The 15,801-nt window shown below is 73.0% G+C and carries 14 protein-coding genes; all 14 read right to left on the bottom strand.

Annotation, left to right across the window (positions count from 1 at the left end):
• Positions 1-6 precede the first annotated feature (6 nt).
• The 14 genes from ACFYUS_RS06100 to ACFYUS_RS06035 all read right to left on the bottom strand — a co-directional run bounded on the left by ACFYUS_RS06100 (position 7) and on the right by ACFYUS_RS06035 (position 15,501).
• Entirely contained in the window at positions 7-678 is a 672-nt protein-coding gene (locus ACFYUS_RS06100) for a 1-hydroxy-2-methyl-2-butenyl 4-diphosphate reductase (protein WP_388846406.1), read from the bottom strand.
• Positions 678-2,666 carry a squalene--hopene cyclase gene (gene shc, locus ACFYUS_RS06095; RefSeq protein ID WP_388846404.1) on the bottom strand — a complete coding sequence of 663 codons (1,989 nt, stop codon included), beginning with the start codon at positions 2,664-2,666 and terminating at the stop codon, positions 678-680. The genes ACFYUS_RS06100 and shc overlap by 1 nt, the downstream gene beginning before the upstream one ends.
• Positions 2,667-2,773: 107 nt before the next feature.
• Entirely contained in the window at positions 2,774-3,874 is a 1,101-nt protein-coding gene (locus ACFYUS_RS06090; RefSeq protein ID WP_388846402.1) for a polyprenyl synthetase family protein, read from the bottom strand.
• Positions 3,871-5,268 carry a hydroxysqualene dehydroxylase HpnE gene (gene hpnE / locus ACFYUS_RS06085; RefSeq protein WP_388847726.1) on the bottom strand — a complete coding sequence of 466 codons (1,398 nt, stop codon included), beginning with the start codon at positions 5,266-5,268 and terminating at the stop codon, positions 3,871-3,873. The genes ACFYUS_RS06090 and hpnE overlap by 4 nt, the downstream gene beginning before the upstream one ends.
• A gap of 262 nt (positions 5,269-5,530) precedes the next feature.
• The gene (hpnD, locus tag ACFYUS_RS06080) at positions 5,531-6,481 is read right to left on the bottom strand and encodes a presqualene diphosphate synthase HpnD (RefSeq protein ID WP_388846400.1); all 951 of its coding nucleotides are present in this window, start codon (positions 6,479-6,481) and stop codon (positions 5,531-5,533) included.
• The gene (gene hpnC / locus ACFYUS_RS06075) at positions 6,478-7,389 is read right to left on the bottom strand and encodes a squalene synthase HpnC (RefSeq protein WP_388846398.1); all 912 of its coding nucleotides are present in this window, start codon (positions 7,387-7,389) and stop codon (positions 6,478-6,480) included. The genes hpnD and hpnC overlap by 4 nt, the downstream gene beginning before the upstream one ends.
• Positions 7,390-7,692: 303 nt before the next feature.
• Complete coding sequence (locus ACFYUS_RS06070; protein WP_388846396.1) at positions 7,693-8,340, bottom strand: TetR/AcrR family transcriptional regulator; 648 nt, start codon at positions 8,338-8,340, stop codon at positions 7,693-7,695.
• A gap of 120 nt (positions 8,341-8,460) precedes the next feature.
• Positions 8,461-9,246, bottom strand: a complete 786-nt coding sequence (locus tag ACFYUS_RS06065) for an ABC transporter ATP-binding protein (protein ID WP_388846394.1) — start codon at positions 9,244-9,246, stop codon at positions 8,461-8,463.
• On the bottom strand, positions 9,239-10,171 hold the full coding sequence (locus ACFYUS_RS06060) for an ABC transporter permease (RefSeq protein WP_388846392.1): 933 nt from the start codon (positions 10,169-10,171) through the stop codon (positions 9,239-9,241). The genes ACFYUS_RS06065 and ACFYUS_RS06060 overlap by 8 nt, the downstream gene beginning before the upstream one ends.
• A 49-nt stretch (positions 10,172-10,220) precedes the next feature.
• The gene (locus tag ACFYUS_RS06055; protein WP_388847724.1) at positions 10,221-11,066 is read right to left on the bottom strand and encodes a glycosyltransferase family 2 protein; all 846 of its coding nucleotides are present in this window, start codon (positions 11,064-11,066) and stop codon (positions 10,221-10,223) included.
• Between the two features lie 47 nt (positions 11,067-11,113).
• Positions 11,114-11,893: a CDP-alcohol phosphatidyltransferase family protein gene (locus ACFYUS_RS06050; protein ID WP_388846390.1), complete on the bottom strand. Its 780-nt coding sequence runs from the start codon at positions 11,891-11,893 to the stop codon at positions 11,114-11,116.
• Between the two features lie 10 nt (positions 11,894-11,903).
• Positions 11,904-12,965, bottom strand: a complete 1,062-nt coding sequence (locus ACFYUS_RS06045; RefSeq protein ID WP_388846388.1) for an iron-containing alcohol dehydrogenase family protein — start codon at positions 12,963-12,965, stop codon at positions 11,904-11,906.
• On the bottom strand, positions 12,953-13,690 hold the full coding sequence (locus tag ACFYUS_RS06040; RefSeq protein WP_388846386.1) for a sugar phosphate nucleotidyltransferase: 738 nt from the start codon (positions 13,688-13,690) through the stop codon (positions 12,953-12,955). Before ACFYUS_RS06040 ends, ACFYUS_RS06045 begins: the two co-directional genes overlap by 13 nt.
• A complete protein-coding gene (locus ACFYUS_RS06035; RefSeq protein ID WP_388847722.1) occupies positions 13,687-15,501 on the bottom strand; it encodes a DUF5941 domain-containing protein in 1,815 nt (604 codons plus the stop codon). The genes ACFYUS_RS06040 and ACFYUS_RS06035 overlap by 4 nt, the downstream gene beginning before the upstream one ends.
• Positions 15,502-15,801: the final 300 nt, after the last annotated feature.

Raw genomic sequence — 15,801 nt, 5'->3', positions numbered from 1 at the left:
ACTCGTTCACCTCCTGGGGAGCAGCAAAGAACGGTGCCATTCGAAGAATGCGGGAAGGACGGCACGAAGAACACGGAAGGCTGATATTCCCCCGCGTACCGTGCCGATCCGAACCAGTTCATGTTCCGGAGCGTCCACGACCACCCGGACGGCCGCAACCGGGCGGGCGTCCGGCCCCTCCCCGAACGCTCCGGCGGCCCGGGCGGTACGGAGGGTCGCGGCGGACTCCATGTCGACGGCGATCGCGCCGCCGGCCCGGAGCGCGGCCCTCTCGGGGCCCCGCACCACATGGTCGGATCCGATCAGCGGCCCGGTGTGGACGGCACGCCCCGGTACCGCCTTGACCAGGGCCTTCACCAGGAGCTCGGTCCCGGCGCAGAGGGTCGTGCCGTCGGGGGCGCGGGTCTCGTCGGCGACGATCAGGTCCCCCGGGTGCATGCCCGGGGCGAGGCCCGCGCAGAAGCCGGAGGCGATCACCGCGGCGTCGCGCCACTGCTCCTCGGCGAGCATCCGGGACACGGCCCGATGCGCCCGTTCGGGCCCCATGCCGGTGCGCAGCACGGTGACGGGGCCCGGTGCGCCGCCCCGGTCCCCGCTGCGCAGGGCGAACTGCTCGATGCCGAGCGCGCAGGCGATCAGCAGCGGCGGTCCGGCGCCCGGGCCGGGCTCGCGGCCCATCAGCCCTCCTTGCGCGGCGCGGGCTCCCCGTACACGTAACGCCCGAGCGCCGTGAGCGGGAACACCTGCCGGTAGAGGTGGTAGTTGATGGAGAAGTCCCAGGGGAAGCCGGTGCCGGTGAAGTGCGGCTCGTCCCAGGAGCCGTCCTCCCGCTGGGTCTCGGCCAGCCAGGCGACGCCCCACCGGACGGGCTCGGAGTCGCGCTCGCCGGCGGCGAGGAGGGCGATCAGCGCCCAGGCGGTCTGGGAGGCGGTGGAGGGGCCGTGCCCGATCCACCGCTCCTCGTGGTACGAGCGGAGGTCCTCGCCCCAGCCGCCGTCCTCGTTCTGCACGGAGCCGAGCCAGTCGACGGCCCGGCGGATCGCCGGGTGCGACGCGGGCAGTCCGGCGGCGGCGAGGGCGGGGAGCACCGAGCCGGTGCCGTACACGTGGTTGACGCCCCAGCGGCCGAACCAGGCGCCGTGCGGCTCCTGTTCGGCGAGCAGCCACTCGATGCCCCGGCGGGCGCGCGGGTCCTGGACCATGCCCTCGTACGCGAGCATCTCCACCACGTGGGCGGTGACGTCGGCGGAGGGCGGGTCGATCACCTCGCCGAAGTCGCAGAACGGCAGCTTGTTGGGGAGGACGCTGGTGTTGTCGGCGTCGAAGGCGCCCCAGGCGCCGTTCTTCGACTGCATGCCGAGGGTCCAGCGGGCTCCCCGGGCGATGGCGGCCTCCACCCGGGCGGGGTCGGGGTGCTTCACCCGGCGCAGGGCGAGCAGGACTTCGGCGGTGTCGTCGATGTCGGGGTAGTTGTCGTTGTGGAACTCGAACGCCCAGCCGCCCGGCGGGAGTCCGGGCCGGCGCATCGCCCAGTCCCCGGTCCGGGTGATCTCCTCGTCGAGCATCCAGTCCACGGCCTTCACCAGCGCCGGATGGTCGGGGGCGAGCCCCGCGTCGGCGAGGGCGATGGTGGCGAGGCAGGTGTCCCAGACGGGCGACTGGCAGGCCTCGATCATCCGTGAGCCGTCCTCGCGCCACACGGCGAACCGGTCGAGCGATTCCAGTCCGGCCCGCATGACCGGGTGCCGGAGGTCGTAGCCGAGGAGGTGGAGGGCGATGACCGAGTAGACGGCGGGGGGCTGGATGCCGCCCCAGCAGCCGTCGTTCTCCTGGCGTTCGACGATCCACCGGGCGGCGACGTTCATGGCGGTGCCGCGCAGCGCGCGGGGGGCGAAGCGGTGGTAGACGTGCAGCGCCTTGTCGAGCCGCTGGAAGATGCCGTCCCAGCCGGTGGCCGGGGCGAGCGGCCGGGGCGGGTTCGGCCGCGCCGGGTCGGTGTGCAGCTCGTCGAGGGGGAAGGGCGCGGGCCGGACCGGGCGCTTCGCGGAGACGACGGTGAGCGGCACGATCGTCTGCCGGGCCCAGCAGCCGAAGTCGTAGATGTTGAGGGGGAACCACTTCGGCAGGAAGAGCAGTTCCGGCGGCAGTTCGGGCAGGTCCTCCCAGCGCCACCAGCCGAAGAGGGCGAGCCAGATCCGGGTGAAGACCCTGGCCGCGGCGATCCCTCCGTGGGCGCGGACCCAGGCGGAGGCGCGGGCCATGTGCGGGGCCTCGGGCGGGTCCCCGGCGAGCCGCAGGGCCACATAGGCCTCGACGGTGGCGGAGAGTTCGCCGGGTCCGCCGTGGAAGGTGGCCCAGGCGCCGTCCTCGCGCTGCTCGCGGCGGATGTGGAGCGCGGCGGCGCGGGTGGTGCCGGCGTCGAGGATGCCCAGGAACTGGCGGAGGAGGAGGTCCTCGGCGTCCATGGTGACGTTGGTCTCCAGGTCGCCCTTCCACCAGCCGGCCGGGTCCTGGCGGGCGAGGAGGTGCTCGGCGGCCCGTTCGGCGGCCCGCGCGGCGGTCTCGTCGAGGTCGTCCGGTGCCGAGGCGTCGGTGTCGTGCGTCGTGCTGGCCGCGGCTGCCCGGGGGTCCACGGCCCCGGCGCTTCCGTCGGTCGTCGCTGTCATGGCTTCCCCTTTGCGCAGTCGGTTCCTTCTGCTTCTACGGGTCTGCCGTCGGCCGGCGCCGGAGGGCACCGGCCGGCGACTGCGCACTCATATCAGAGTGATGGTGATCATCTCTTCCGTACGACGACGAAGTCGGCCAGCGCGGTGAACTGCTCCCGCACCCGCGCCGGCATGTCCACCTCGTGCAGCGCGGCGATCGCGACCGCGTGCTGGCGGCGGGCCTCCTGGGAGGTCCACTCGCGGCCTCCGGCCTCCTCGATGAGGGAGGCCCGGTAGGCGAAGTCCTCCTCCGTGAAGGAGGCGAACTCGCTGGACTTGGCGTCCTCGGCGAGCAGCCGCCCGAGCCGCTCGGAGGCCGGCCCGCCCGCGGCGAGGGCGGCGACGACCGGGAGGGACTTCTTGCGCTGGCGCAGGTCGCTCCAGGTCTGCTTGCCGGTGGCGTCCGGGTCGCCCCAGATGCCGAGCAGGTCGTCCACGGCCTGGAAGGCGAGGCCGAGGTGGTAGCCGTACTCCTCCAGCTTGTCGGCGGTCCGGTCGTCGCAGCCCGCGAGGACGGCGCCGATGGAGGCGGCGCAGGCGAGCAGGGCGCCGGTCTTGTTGCCCTCCATCTCCAGGCACTCCTCGACGGTGACCCGCTCGCGGTGCTCGTAGGAGATGTCCTGCGCCTGCCCGTCGATGAGCTTGCGGTTGGCGGTGGTCAGACGGCGGGTGGCGCGGCCGGCCTCGGCGGTGCCGAGTTCGAGCAGCAGCTCGTTGGCGAGGGCGGAGAGCGCGTCGCCGACGAGGATCGCCTGCGCGGGCCCGTGCACCTTCCACACCGTGTCGCGGTGGCGGCGCTGCTCGTCGCCGTCCATCAGGTCGTCGTGGAGCAGCGAGAAGTTGTGGACGAGCTCCACGGCGACGGCGCCGGGGATCCCGACCTCGGGCGCGGCGCCCGCGGCCTCGGCCGACATCAGGGCGAGCGCCGGGCGGACGGCCTTGCCGCTGTCGGCGTCCGTCGGGTTGCCGTGGGCGTCGATCCAGCCGAAGTGGTAGGCGGCCACGGTGTCCATGGGTGGCGCGAGGCGGTCGACGGCCGCCCGCAGTACGGGGGTGGACAGGGTCCGCCCCCGCTCCAGCAGTGCGGACACGTCCGCGGTGTCGACGGCCGGATTCTCCGGCTGCACTGTCGGCACGGTCTCTCCTCTTGTTCCGGTACTCACACTCATACCGCCTCCTGCAGCGGATGGTCATGGCGGCGGCCGAGGGCGGAGAGCGCGGCGCCCGCGGCGCTGAATCCGCTGCGGACGGCACCCTCCATGGTCGCGGGCCAGCCGGTGGCGGTCCAGGCCCCGGCCAGATACAGCCCCGGGGCCCTGGTGCGGGCGCCGGGCCTGAGCCGGCCGACGCCCGGGGTGGGGGCGAACGTGGCCGTCCGCTCCCTGGTGACGAAGAAGTCGCGGATCCCGGCGCCGCGGGCGGCGGGCAGCAGCCGCTCCAGCTCGGGGAGGTACTTGGCGCGCAGGGCGGCGACGGGTTCGTCGATCTCGTCCTGGGCGGCGGACTGCGAGATGGCGAGGTACTGGCCCCCGCCGGTGAGCCCGGAGGAGTCGGTCCGGTCGAAGACCCACTGCACCGGGGAGCCGAGCGCGGTGAAGAAGGGCCGCTTCAGCACCTTGCGGTCGTAGACGACGTGCAGGTTGAGGATGGGGGCGGTGGCGATGTCGAGGAGCCGGTCGGGGTCGTCGAGGGCGCCTTCGGGGAGCAGGCCGTGGGTCTCGTGCTGCGGGACGGCGAGGACGACCGCGTCGGCCTCGATCCGCTCGCCCGGTACGTCGACGGCCCAACGCCCGTCGTCGGTACGGGAGATCCGCTCGGCCTTGGTGCGCAGCGCGGTGCGGACGCCGAGGGCGTCGAGCTCCTTCGCGGCCCGGGTGTCGTGGAGTTCGCCGAGCGGGACGTGGGCCCAGCCGATGTCGGCGGCGCCGGGCTCGGAGAGGAGTCCGGTCTTGAAGACCATCGCGGCGAGCCCCATGGAGGCCTGCGGGGCGGGGGCGTTGAGGGTGGGGATGCCGACGAGGTCCCAGAGGGCCTCGACGGTCCGCGGGGACTGTCCGTGCCGGCCGAGCCAGGTGGCGAAGTCGATGCCGTCGAGCGCCGGGTCGGCGGGGTCGAGCTTCTTCAGGGCGAGCGCGGCCCGTCCGACGGAGGCCCGCTCGGCGAGGGAGAGGTGCGGGTACGCGGCGAGGCTGCGCGCGAGGTGCAGCGGTACGGGCAGGGCGTCGCGGCGGATCCGGCCGAGCCGGGGGCCGCGGGGGTGCGCGACGTCGAGGACGGGGACGTCGAGGCGGTCCTGGAGGGGGGCGAGCCGGGCGCCGTCGACCCGGTCGAGGAACCAGCGGTACGCGGTGCAGCAGCGCAGGTAGACGTGCTGGCCGTTGTCGACGGTCAGGTCGCCCCGGCGGAAGGAGAAGGCGAGCCCGCCGAGCCGGGGCCGGCCTTCGAGCAGGGTGACGTGGACGCCGCTCTCCGCGAGCTGGAGCGCGGCGGTGATCCCGGCGAGCCCGCCGCCGACGACGACGGCGCGGGGCCGCGGGCCCCCACCGGTGCCGGGGCTGCCGATGCCGGCGGCCGTACCGGCGCCCGTGCTCGTACTCGGACCGGTGCCGGAGCCCGTACCGGTACGGGAGACCGGTCCGGATCCGGCGGACGCGCCCGTGCCGGAGAGCGGCCCCGCGTCGGCGCCCGGCGCGGGGCTCCGCTCGGTTCCTTCGTGGTTCACGCGGCCTCCGTCCGGGGCGTCGGGGTCGGGTTCGGGGGTACCTCGGGCAGGGACGCCGGGAGGGCGTCCGGGGTTGCCCGGAGGGCGGGAGCGCAGGGGCGCATCAGGCGCGCCTCCTGACGGTGCGGCGGGCGATGTGGCGGGTGTCGAGGCCGGAGAGGCCGCGCACCGCGACGTACGCCTTCTCGCGGCCCGGCAGCGAGACCCGGCCGCGCAGGACGGCCTCGGGGTCGCGCTCGATCCGGTCGAGGAGGCGCCGGTAGATGCCGGCCATGGCGGCGACGCAGGCGCCGCTGCGCCGGTCGAGCATGGGCAGGAGCCGGTAGCCCTCGGCGAACAGGGCGCGGGCGCGCCGCACTTCGAAGTGGACGAGCCCGGCGAAGTCGGCTCCGGGGGCGGGGGTGTCGCTGCCGAAGCCGTCCGAGCAGCCGAACTTGGCGAGGTCGTCGGCGGGCAGGTAGGTGCGCCCGTTCCCGGCGTCCTCGCGTACGTCCCTGAGGATGTTGGTGAGTTGGAGCGCGAGGCCCAGGGTGTCGGCGTACTCGGGGGCACGGTCGGCGCCCTGGGCGCCGGGCTGGGTGCCGAAGACGCCGAGGGAGAGCCGGCCGATCGCGCCGGCGACGCAGCGGCAGTAGACCTTGAGGTCGTCCCAGGTCTCGTAGGTCGCGCCGCGCACGTCCATGAGGACGCCGTCGATGAGCTCGTCGAGGCCGTCGAGCGGGATCGGGAAGCGGCGCGCCGAGTCGGCGAGGGCGACGGCGACGGGGTCGGTGTCGTCCTCCTCGACCAGGCCCTTGCGGATGCGGTCGAGGACGTCACGGGTGGCTTCGAGCCGCTCCCGCTTCTCCTCGGGCGCGAGCGTGCCGTCGCCGATGTCGTCGACGCGCCGCGAGAAGGCGTACAGCGCGGACATCGCCTGTCGCTTCTCGGCCGGCAGCAGCCGGATCCCGTAGGCGAAGTTGCGGGCCTGCTGTCCGGTGACCGCCTCGCAGTAGCTGTAGGCGGCCTGGACCGGTGCGGACGGCTGGTGCTGTGCCTCCACGGTCGCGCTCACCCCTCTTTCCGCGCCCGGAGCAGTACCGCTCCCGCCTGGCGCATCAGGCTCGGCTTGGTGGACTTCGGTGGGCCGGCCAGTACGTCGAATCCGGCGTCCCGGACGGCGTCGAGCGCCGCGAGGCCCCCGGCGGTGAATCCGGCGAGGAGGAGGCGGAGGCGTCCGTGGACGCTGCCGACGAGCGGGGCGCCCGCGTGCAGGAGGGCGCGGGCCCGCTCGGCCTCGAAGGCGATCAGGGCCCGTACGGAGGCGCCGGCGGTGGGCGCGGCGAGGTCGTCCTCGGTGACGCGGAAGCGCTTCAGGTCCTCGGCCGGCAGGTAGATCCGGTCGCGGGCGAGGTCCTCGGCGACGTCCTGGAGGTGCTCGACGATCTGCAGTGCGGTGCAGATCTCGTCGGAGCGCCGGATCCGCTCGGGGGTGTCGGTGCCGGTGATCGCGAGGACGAGCCGGCCGACGGGGTTGGCGGAGAGCTCGCAGTACGCGAGGAGGTCGTCGTAGGTCTCGTAGCGGCGGACCAGCTGGTCCTGCCGGTTGGCGGCGATCAGGCCGAGGAAGGGCCCGGGGGTGAGCCCGCACCGGCGGACGGTCGGCTGGAGGGCGCGCAGCAGGGGGTGGTGCGGGGTGGAGTCGAAGACGCGGTGGAGGTCGGTCTCGAAGGCGTCGAGGAGGGCGAGCCGGTCCTCCGCGGCTTCGGGGCCGACGCCGAGGTGGCGGGCGTCGGCGCCGCCGGGGGCGAGGTCGCCGTCGCCGATGTCGTCGACGAGCCGGGCGTAGCCGTAGACGGCCATGAGGTCGTCGCGCCAGGCGCGGGGCAGGAAGAAGGGCGCCACGGGGAAGTTCTCGTCCGCGGCCTTGCCGAGTGTGGCGCGCGAGGAGGCGTCGGTGCGCGCCTGCCGGGTCTCCGTCACTGGGCGCTTCCCGACGGAGGGACGGCGACACCCTCGTGGAGCTGGAGATTCTGCGTCATGGCCGTCACGACTCCCGTTCTACACTGCCGATCCAATCCATCCTATTTCGGACACGCCGCCGACCCCTGCCCGTGGGGCCGCCACCCGCGGGGCCCGATGGCCGCGGGGTATCGCCCTACTTGCCGCGAAACAGACCGGTCCAGCTTACGTTGTACGACGACCTTCGCCATTCCGGGGTGGCGGCCATCGCGACCCCCGCCCGTACGAGCCGTCAACTAGCCCGCACATCAAGGGAGTTCGCGATCAGACGGCGCCCGCTCCGGAGACCACCATGGCGAGGGTCGCCTCGACGGCGACGCTCCTGCCCTGCGGGGAGAGACGGCGCAGCGGTCCGTCGACCAGGAGGAGTGACAGTCCGTGCACGGCCGACCACGCGGCGGCGCCGGTGGCGGGGCGGGCACCGGGCCGCGCGGCGCCAAGCCGGCCGAGCACGTCGAGCGCCTCCCCGAGCAGGGTGAACGCGCGGATCTCGGGCTCGCCGGGCGGCGGCTCGGGGGCGCTCTCGCCGGCCGGGTGGGGGCGGGGCACGCAGAACGCGGCCCGGTAGAGGCCGGGCTGCTCCACGGCGAAGCCGACGTACCCCCGGCAGAGGGCGGCGACCCGGCGCTCGGCCGCGAGGACGGGGTCGTCGGCGCCGGGCTCGCGGGCGGCGGCGCGCTCCATGGCGGCGGCCAGCTCCCGCCGGGCGTGGGCCCGGACGGTGCGCAGGAGTTCGCCGCGGCCGTCGAAGTGCCGGTAGGCGGCGGTGGGCGAGACGCCGACCCGGCGGGCGGCCTCGCGCAGGACGACCCGCTCGGGGCCGCCTTCGGTGGCGAGGTCGACGGCCGCGCAGACCAGCGCGTTGCGCAGATCGCCGTGGTGGTACGTCTTTCCCGCCGAGGTCGCAGCCATGGGCTCATCCTGCCCGAAGTTAACCGCATGAACATTCCAGGTGGGGGCGCGACGCGCGGAAAACGGAGGAGCCCCTACCGGATGAATCCGGCAGGGGCTCCGCTCAGGGCCGTACAGGGCTCAGCGCGCGGTCTCGCGCTCGTACGCCTTGAGGACCTCGTCCGTGGGGCCGTCCATCAGGAGCTGCCCCTTCTCCAGCCAGAGCACCCGGTCGCAGGTGTCCCGGATGGACTTGTTGCTGTGGCTCACCAGGAAGACCGTGCCGGCCTCCTTGCGGAGCTCGCGGATGCGCGCCTCGGAGCGGATCTGGAACTTGCGGTCACCGGTCGCCAGCGCCTCGTCGATGAGGAGGACGTCGTGGTTCTTGGCGGCCGCGATGGCGAAGCGGAGCCGGGCGCCCATGCCGGAGGAGTACGTCCGCATCGGCAGGCTGATGAAGTCGCCCTTCTCGTTGATGCCGGAGAAGTCGACGATGTCCTCGTAGCGGGAGCGCACCTCCTCGCGGCTCATGCCCATGGCGAGGCCGCCGAGGATCACGTTGCGCTCGCCGGTGAGGTCGTTCATGAGGGCCGCGTTGACGCCCAGGAGCGAGGGCTGCCCGTCGGTGTAGACCTTGCCGCTCTCGGTGGGGAGCAGTCCGGCGATGGCGCGGAGGAGCGTGGACTTGCCGGAGCCGTTGGTGCCGATGAGGCCGATGGCCTCGCCCCTGTACGCGGTGAAGGTGACCCCGCGGACGGCGTGCACCTTGCGGACGCCGCGGGAGACCTCGGCCTTGCCGCGGCCGACGATCCGGCTGAGCGCGGCGGTGGCGCTGCCCCTGCCTCCGCCACCGGCGTTGACCCGGTAGACGATGTGGACGTCGTCGCAGATGACAGTGGGGATGTCGCCCTGGTTCGTGTCAGCCACGGCCGTACCTCTCCTCAGCCTTCCAGAAGTAGACGAATCCGCCGATGCCGAAGACCAGGGCCCAGGCGAGGGCGGTCATCCAGACGTGGTCCGGCAGGTTCTGCGCGCTGTAGCCGTGGATCAGGGCGTAGCGCATCAGGTCCATGTACACGGCCGCGGGGTTGTACATGAGGACGTCGGCGATCCAGGCCGGCTTGTCGGCGAGCATGGTCTGGATCGAGAACATCACGCCGGACGCGTACATCCAGGTCCGCATGATGAACGGCATCAGCTGGGCGAGGTCGGGCGTCTTGGCGCCCATCCTGGCCACGATCATGGCGAGGCCCGTGTTGAACACGAACTGCAGGAACAGCGCCGGGATCACGAGCAGCCAGCGGAGCGAGGGGTAGCTGCCGAAGAAGACCGCGACCAGCACGAGCACGATCATCGAGTACAGGAGCTGCTGGAGCTGCTGGAGCGAGAAGGAGATCGGGAGGGTGGCGCGGGGGAAGTGCAGGGCCCGGACGAGCCCGAGGTTGCCCGAGATCGCCCGGACACCCGCCATGACCGAGCTCTGGGTGAAGGTGAACACGAAGATGCCGGTGACGAGGAAGGGGATGTAGACGTCCTTGCTCATCCCGCGCCCCGCCCCCAGGATCAGCCCGAAGATCAGGTAGTAGACCAGGGCGTTCAGCAGCGGGGTCGCCACCTGCCACACCTGGCCCAGCTTCGCCTGGCTGTACTGCGCGGTCAGCTTCGCGGAGGAGAAGGCCAGGATGAAGTGGCGGCGGCTCCACAGCTCGCGGACGTACTCGCCGAGGCCGGGCCGGGCGCCGCTGACGGCGAGGCCGTACTTCGCGGCGAGGGCGGCCGGCTGCAGGCCCTCGCCGACGGAGGACGGGGGCGCGCTCGTCGCGACCGCCCCGCCCTGGTGTGTGTCACTCACAGTCGAAACTTTCGTGTTCAAGATGTGCGGCACGTGGAGTACCACGATGTCAGACGACCGGGGGACGACCCAGCCGGGTCAGCCGCCACACCGTACGCCACCTCATGGGGCGGCGCGGTCCGCAGGGGGTCGTCCAGCCCGTGCGGAAGCCGCCGAGCCACGCCTTCAGCGTGGAGGGCGAGGGCCGCCGGGCCAGGGTGAGCAGGAACCAGACGCCGAGGTAGACCGGCACCAGCGGCGCGGGCAGGTTGCGACGTGCCAGCCACACTCGGTTGCGGGCCACGTTGAAGTGGTACGAGGCGTGCCGGGACGGGGCTGTGGTGGGGTGCAGCAGCACCATGTCGGAACGGTAGTCGATCATCCAGGCGGCGTCGAGCGCGCGCCAGGCGAGGTCGGTCTCCTCGTGCGCGTAGAAGAACTCGTCCGGCAGGAGGCCGACTTCGGCGAAGACCTTGGTGCGGACGGCGTTGGCGCCGCCGAGGAAGGTGGTCACCCGCGAGGAGCGCATCGGGTCGGCCGAGCGGAGCCGCGGCACGTGCCGGCGCTGGGTGATCCCGGTCTCCGGATCGGCGATCCGGAAGCTGATGATGCCGAGGCGCGGGTCGGCGGTGAAGGCCTGCCGGACCAGCTCGGCGGTGTCCGTGTGGGCGAGCAGCCCGTCGTCGTCGAGGAAGAGCAGGACGTCGACGTCGGTGCCGCCGGGACCGAAGGCCTCGATGCCGACGTTCCGTCCGCCGGGGATGCCGAGGTTCTCGGGCAGGTCGACGGTCCGTACCCAGTCGGGCACCCCGGCGACCGGGGTGCCCTGACCGACGACGACGACCTCGATCGGGTCGCCCTCCTGCTTCGCGACCGAGTCGATCAGCGCGCGCAGGTCGTCGGGGCGGTTGCCCATCGTGATGATGACGGCACCCACCCTGAGCGGCGTGCTCACGGCCGGCCTCACTTCAGCCTGCTGGAGACCATGATCGACACCAGGTGCAGCACGGTCTGGAGCAGCGCGATGCCGGCGAGGACGGCGACACCGAGCCGGGAGAAGAAGAGGTCCCCCCGGACCTGGTCCGCGATCGCCAGGACCACGATGAGCAGCGAGGCCTCGATGCCGAGGACGAGCCGGTGGAACTTGAGCGCGGCGGCGGCCCGGCGGGCCAGCGCCATGCCGGAGGAGCGCGGCTCGGACGCCGCCTCCTTGACCGGCGGCAGACCGCCCTGGTGACGGGCGACACCGACGAGGTCGGTCTCGGCCTTGATCAGGATGGCGCCGAGCGCGGCGAGCGTGCCCAGGAAGGCCCAGAGCCAGTCGATCCGGCCCGTGCCCCACAGGTCGGCGGCGCGCAGGCCGAAGCCGACGAGCACCGCCGCGTCGCACAGATAGGCGCCGACCCGGTCCAGGTAGACCCCGGCCAGCGAGAACTGCTTCTTCCAGCGGGCCACCTCGCCGTCGACGCAGTCGAGCAGCAGGTAGAGCTGGACCATGAGCGCGCCGAGCAGCGCCCCCGGGATCCCGGGCACCAGCAGGGCCGGTGCGGCGAGGACGCCCGCGAGCGTCATGACGTACGTGAGCTGGTTCGGCGTCACCTTGGTGCCGACGAGCTGCCGGGTGATCCTGAGCGAGATCTCCCGCATGTACAGGCGGCCGCCCCAGTGCTCACCGCTGCGCCGGTCCTTCACACCCGGGGGGTGGACGACCGGCCGGAGCTCGGCCACCGAGGGCTTCCGCATCGGACGGAGTTCAGCTACCGATGGATTTGGCATAGTCGGCGTACGCGTCCCTGATCTGGTCGTCGGACAGGTCGAGGTGTTCGAGGATGGTGAAGCGGCCCGGCCGGGTCTGCGGGGCGAAGGACACCGCCTGGACGAACTCGTCCACGGTGAAGCCCATCTCCTCCGGCAGGACGGGCAGCCCGTGCCGGCGCAGGGTCTCGACCATCACGCCGGAGGCGTCCCGCGCACCGCGCAGGTGCATCGCGAAGGCCGCGCCCAGACCGCACTGCTCGCCGTGGCTGGCCGCGCGTGCCGGGAACAGCAGGTCGAAGGCGTGGCTGATCTCGTGACAGGCGCCCGAGGAGGGCCGTGTGTCACCGCTGATCGACATGGCGATGCCGGACATCACCAGGCCCTCGGAGAGCGTGACGAGGAAGTCGTCGTCGCCCACGCCGCCGGGGTGGCGGAGCACGGCCTCACCGGCGCTGCGGGCCATGGCGGCGGCCAGGCCGTCGACCGGCTCGCCGTTCTCGCGGTGCGAGAGCTCCCAGTCCTCGATGGCGGAGAGGTTGGAGATCGCGTCGCCGATGCCGGAGCGGACGTAGCGGACCGGCGCGTCCCTGATCACGTCGAGGTCGATGACCAGCGCGATCGGGGTGGGCACCCCGTAGGAGCCGCGCCCGTTGTCGTTGTCCAGGGTGGACACCGGCGAGCAGATCCCGTCGTGCGACAGGTTGGTGGCGATGGCCACCAGCGGCAGCCCGACCCGGGCCGCCGCGTACTTCGTGACGTCGATGATCTTGCCGCCGCCGAGGGCCACCACGGCGTCGTACCGCTTGCCCCGTATGGCGTCGGCGAGCCTCACCGCCTCGTCGATGGTGCCGCCCGAGACCGGGTACCAGTCGGCGCCGGGCAGCTCGGGGGCGAAGTGGTCACGCAGCTTGAGGCCCGAGCCGCCGCTGATGGCGACGGCGATCTTGCCGTTGCTGGAGATCCGCTGGTCCGCGAGGAGCGCGGACAGATCGTCCAGCGCTCCCCGGCGGATGTCGACGACGACCGGCGAGGGGATCAGCCGGGTCAGTACTGGCACGCGATCTCACGGCCCTTCGCGAGGTCGTCGTGGTTGTCGATCTCGACCCACTTGACGTCGCCGATGGGGGCCACGTCGACGGTGAAGCCGCGGTTGACGAGCTCCTGGTAGCCGTCCTCGTAGTAGAGGTCGGGGTCGCGCTCGAAGGTCGCCCTGAGGGCGTCGGCGAGCTCCTCCGCGGCCTCGGCCTCGATGAGCGTGACGCCGATGTACTCGCCGGTGGCGGTGGCCGGGTCCATGAGCTTGGTGATGCGCTGGACGCCCTTCTCCGGGTCGACGATGACCTTCATCTCCTCGTCGGCGAGGTTCTTCACCGCGTCGAGGGCGAGGATGATCTTCTGGCCCTTGCCGCGGGCGGCGAGCAGGGTCTTCTCGACGGAGACCGGGTGGACGGTGTCGCCGTTGGCGAGGATCACACCGCGCCCCAGGACCTCACGGGCGCACCACAGGGAGTAGGCGTTGTTCCACTCCTCGGCCTTGTCGTTGTCGACGAGGGTGATCTGGAGGCCGTACTCGGCCTCCAGGGCCTCCTTGCGGTCGTAGACGGCCTCCTTGCGGTAGCCGACGACGATCGCGACCTCGGTGAGGCCGATCTCGGCGAAGTTCTTCAGCGTGAGGTCGAGGATGGTGGTGTCACCGTCGACAGGCACGAGGGCCTTCGGAAGGGTGTCGGTGTAGGGACGCAGACGCCGTCCGGCACCGGCTGCCAGTACGAGGCCGATCATGCGGTTTCTCCTTCGTCGTGGACGGCGGGTGCTCCGGAGGAGACCCAGAAGCGGATGGACTCCACGAGCACCACCAGCGCGACGGCGACCGCGAGAGCGGTCAGTGCCAGGGTGAAGTCGTCGCCGCGGTCCGCGAGGAGGGCGGCGAGGACGGTCACCAGGAGCGTGCGCCCCTCGTGTCCGCCGGTGACGCGCACCAGCCAGGCGGGCGGTGCGCCGGTGCCGCCGCGGATGCGGTACACCGTGTCGTAGTGATGGTAGGCGACGGCCGCGACCAGCCCGAATGCGGCGGGGAGGGCGTGCGGGGAGTCGGAGCGGGCCGCGAGCACGAGGACGGTGGTGTACTCGGCGGCGCGGAAGAGCGGGGGGACGAGCCAGTCGAGGGCGCCCTTGAGGGGGCGGGCGACGGCGGCGCCGGCGAACATCACGTACAGGGCCGCGGCGACGACGGTCCCGGCGGCCCCGAACGGGCGGCCGAGGACCGCGGGGACCAGCACGCCCGCGGCGATCAGCGCGGAAACGAAGCCGGGGAGCAGCTGGAGTCCGGCACGGCCGAAGATCCGGCCCGTGATCCCGGCGAGCGGGCCGGAGTCCGCGAGGTCGGCCAGCGCCTGGGCCGCCCGGTCCGTCCGCTTGGCCTTGCGGGTCAGGGAGCGCAGGACGCGCCCCGCCGTGGTGTAGCAGGCGCCGAAGGCACAGCCGATGATCAGGGCCCAGAAGACGATCCGGGGGCTGGTGGTGGCGGTGAGGACGGCGATCATCGCCCAGCGCTCGCCGATCGGCAGGATGATCATGCGGCGGGCCCAGACCGTCCAGCCGACGCTGTCCAGCCTGCTGGAGAGCGCGGCGGTCGGGCTGGTGTTGGCCGTGGCGTCGTGGTTGGCCTCGTTGAACGAGAAGTCCACGACGTGCCGGCAGGTCATGAGGATCATGGCGCCGAGCGCGAGGGCCCAGACGTCGTCGCCGTTGCGGGCGGCGCCGAGGGCGAGGCCCGCGTAGAAGGCGTACTCCTTGGCCCGGTCGAAGGTGGCGTCGAGCCAGGCGCCCATCGTCGAGTACTTGAGCGCGTAGCGGGCGAGCTGCCCGTCGGTGCAGTCGAGGACGAAGGAGACCAGGAGGAGGACGCCGGCGGCGATGTACCCGCCGCGCTCGCCGGTCGCCGCGCAGCCGGCCGCGATCAGCGCGGTGAGCAGCGAGGCGGTGGTGACCTGGTTGGGGGTGAGTCCCCGGCGCGCGCACCAGCGGGCGATGTACCGCGAGTACGGGCTGATGAAGAAGGTGGTGAAGAAGCCGTCGTGCGCCTTGACGGCCGAGCGGAGGCGTACGGCCTCGTCGTCGACGGCCTCGACGGCGGCGCGGGCCGCGTGGCGGGCCTCGGCGTCGGTGGGCACGGTGGCGACGAGGGTGCCGAGCTGGGGCCGGTGGACGGCGACGCCGTCGGCGTCGAGGGCCTCGGCGAGCGCGTCGGTGAGCCCGTCGGTGAGCGTGTCGGTGCCTGCGGCCCCGGGGGTCGCGGAGACCGCGTCCAGGGCGCGGGCGAGCGCGGGGCGGGCCTCGCGCTGCGCGGTGAGCGCGCCGGGCGCGGCGGCCGCGGGGAAGCGGGGGTCGGTCAGGGCGAGACGCAGCGCGTGCGGGTGGCCGACGAATCGGGGGTCGACGAGCGCGACGCGCTCGCCCGCCGGGACGGCGGCGAGGAGGGTTCCGACCTCCTCGGCGCCGGAGGCGATCCGGACGTCGAAGCCGAGCGACCGCAGATCACCGTCGAGCGAGGATCCGGGTGCCGGCGGGCCGGTGAGGATGGCGGTCGACAGACGAACTCACTCCTTGGAGCTGACGGAGGGGCCGGCGGGGCCATGGCGGCCCCGGGCGCGGCGGTGCGGCCCGGCACCGGGCGGCGACACGTCGGCTGAGGCTATCGGATGAACGGAACGCGAGTTCACCAAGGCTTCGCCCGCAGGCCTCCCCCGGGACCGTGCGTGTCCGTCCGGGTGCGACGCGTCCCGCGGAGATCATCATGGGCGATCGGCGGTCCGCCCCACAAACCCCCGTCCGGGAGGCCGTCGACACCCTTCCCCCACTTCGACGTCGTCGCAGGTCAGAGCATATGACAA

The sequence above is a fragment of the Streptomyces sp. NPDC004284 genome (assembly GCF_042874035.1).
Lineage (GTDB): Bacteria > Actinomycetota > Actinomycetes > Streptomycetales > Streptomycetaceae > Streptomyces.
The sequence above is the reverse complement of the archived record's forward strand: the minus strand, read 5'-3'. Positions and strand labels throughout refer to the sequence as shown.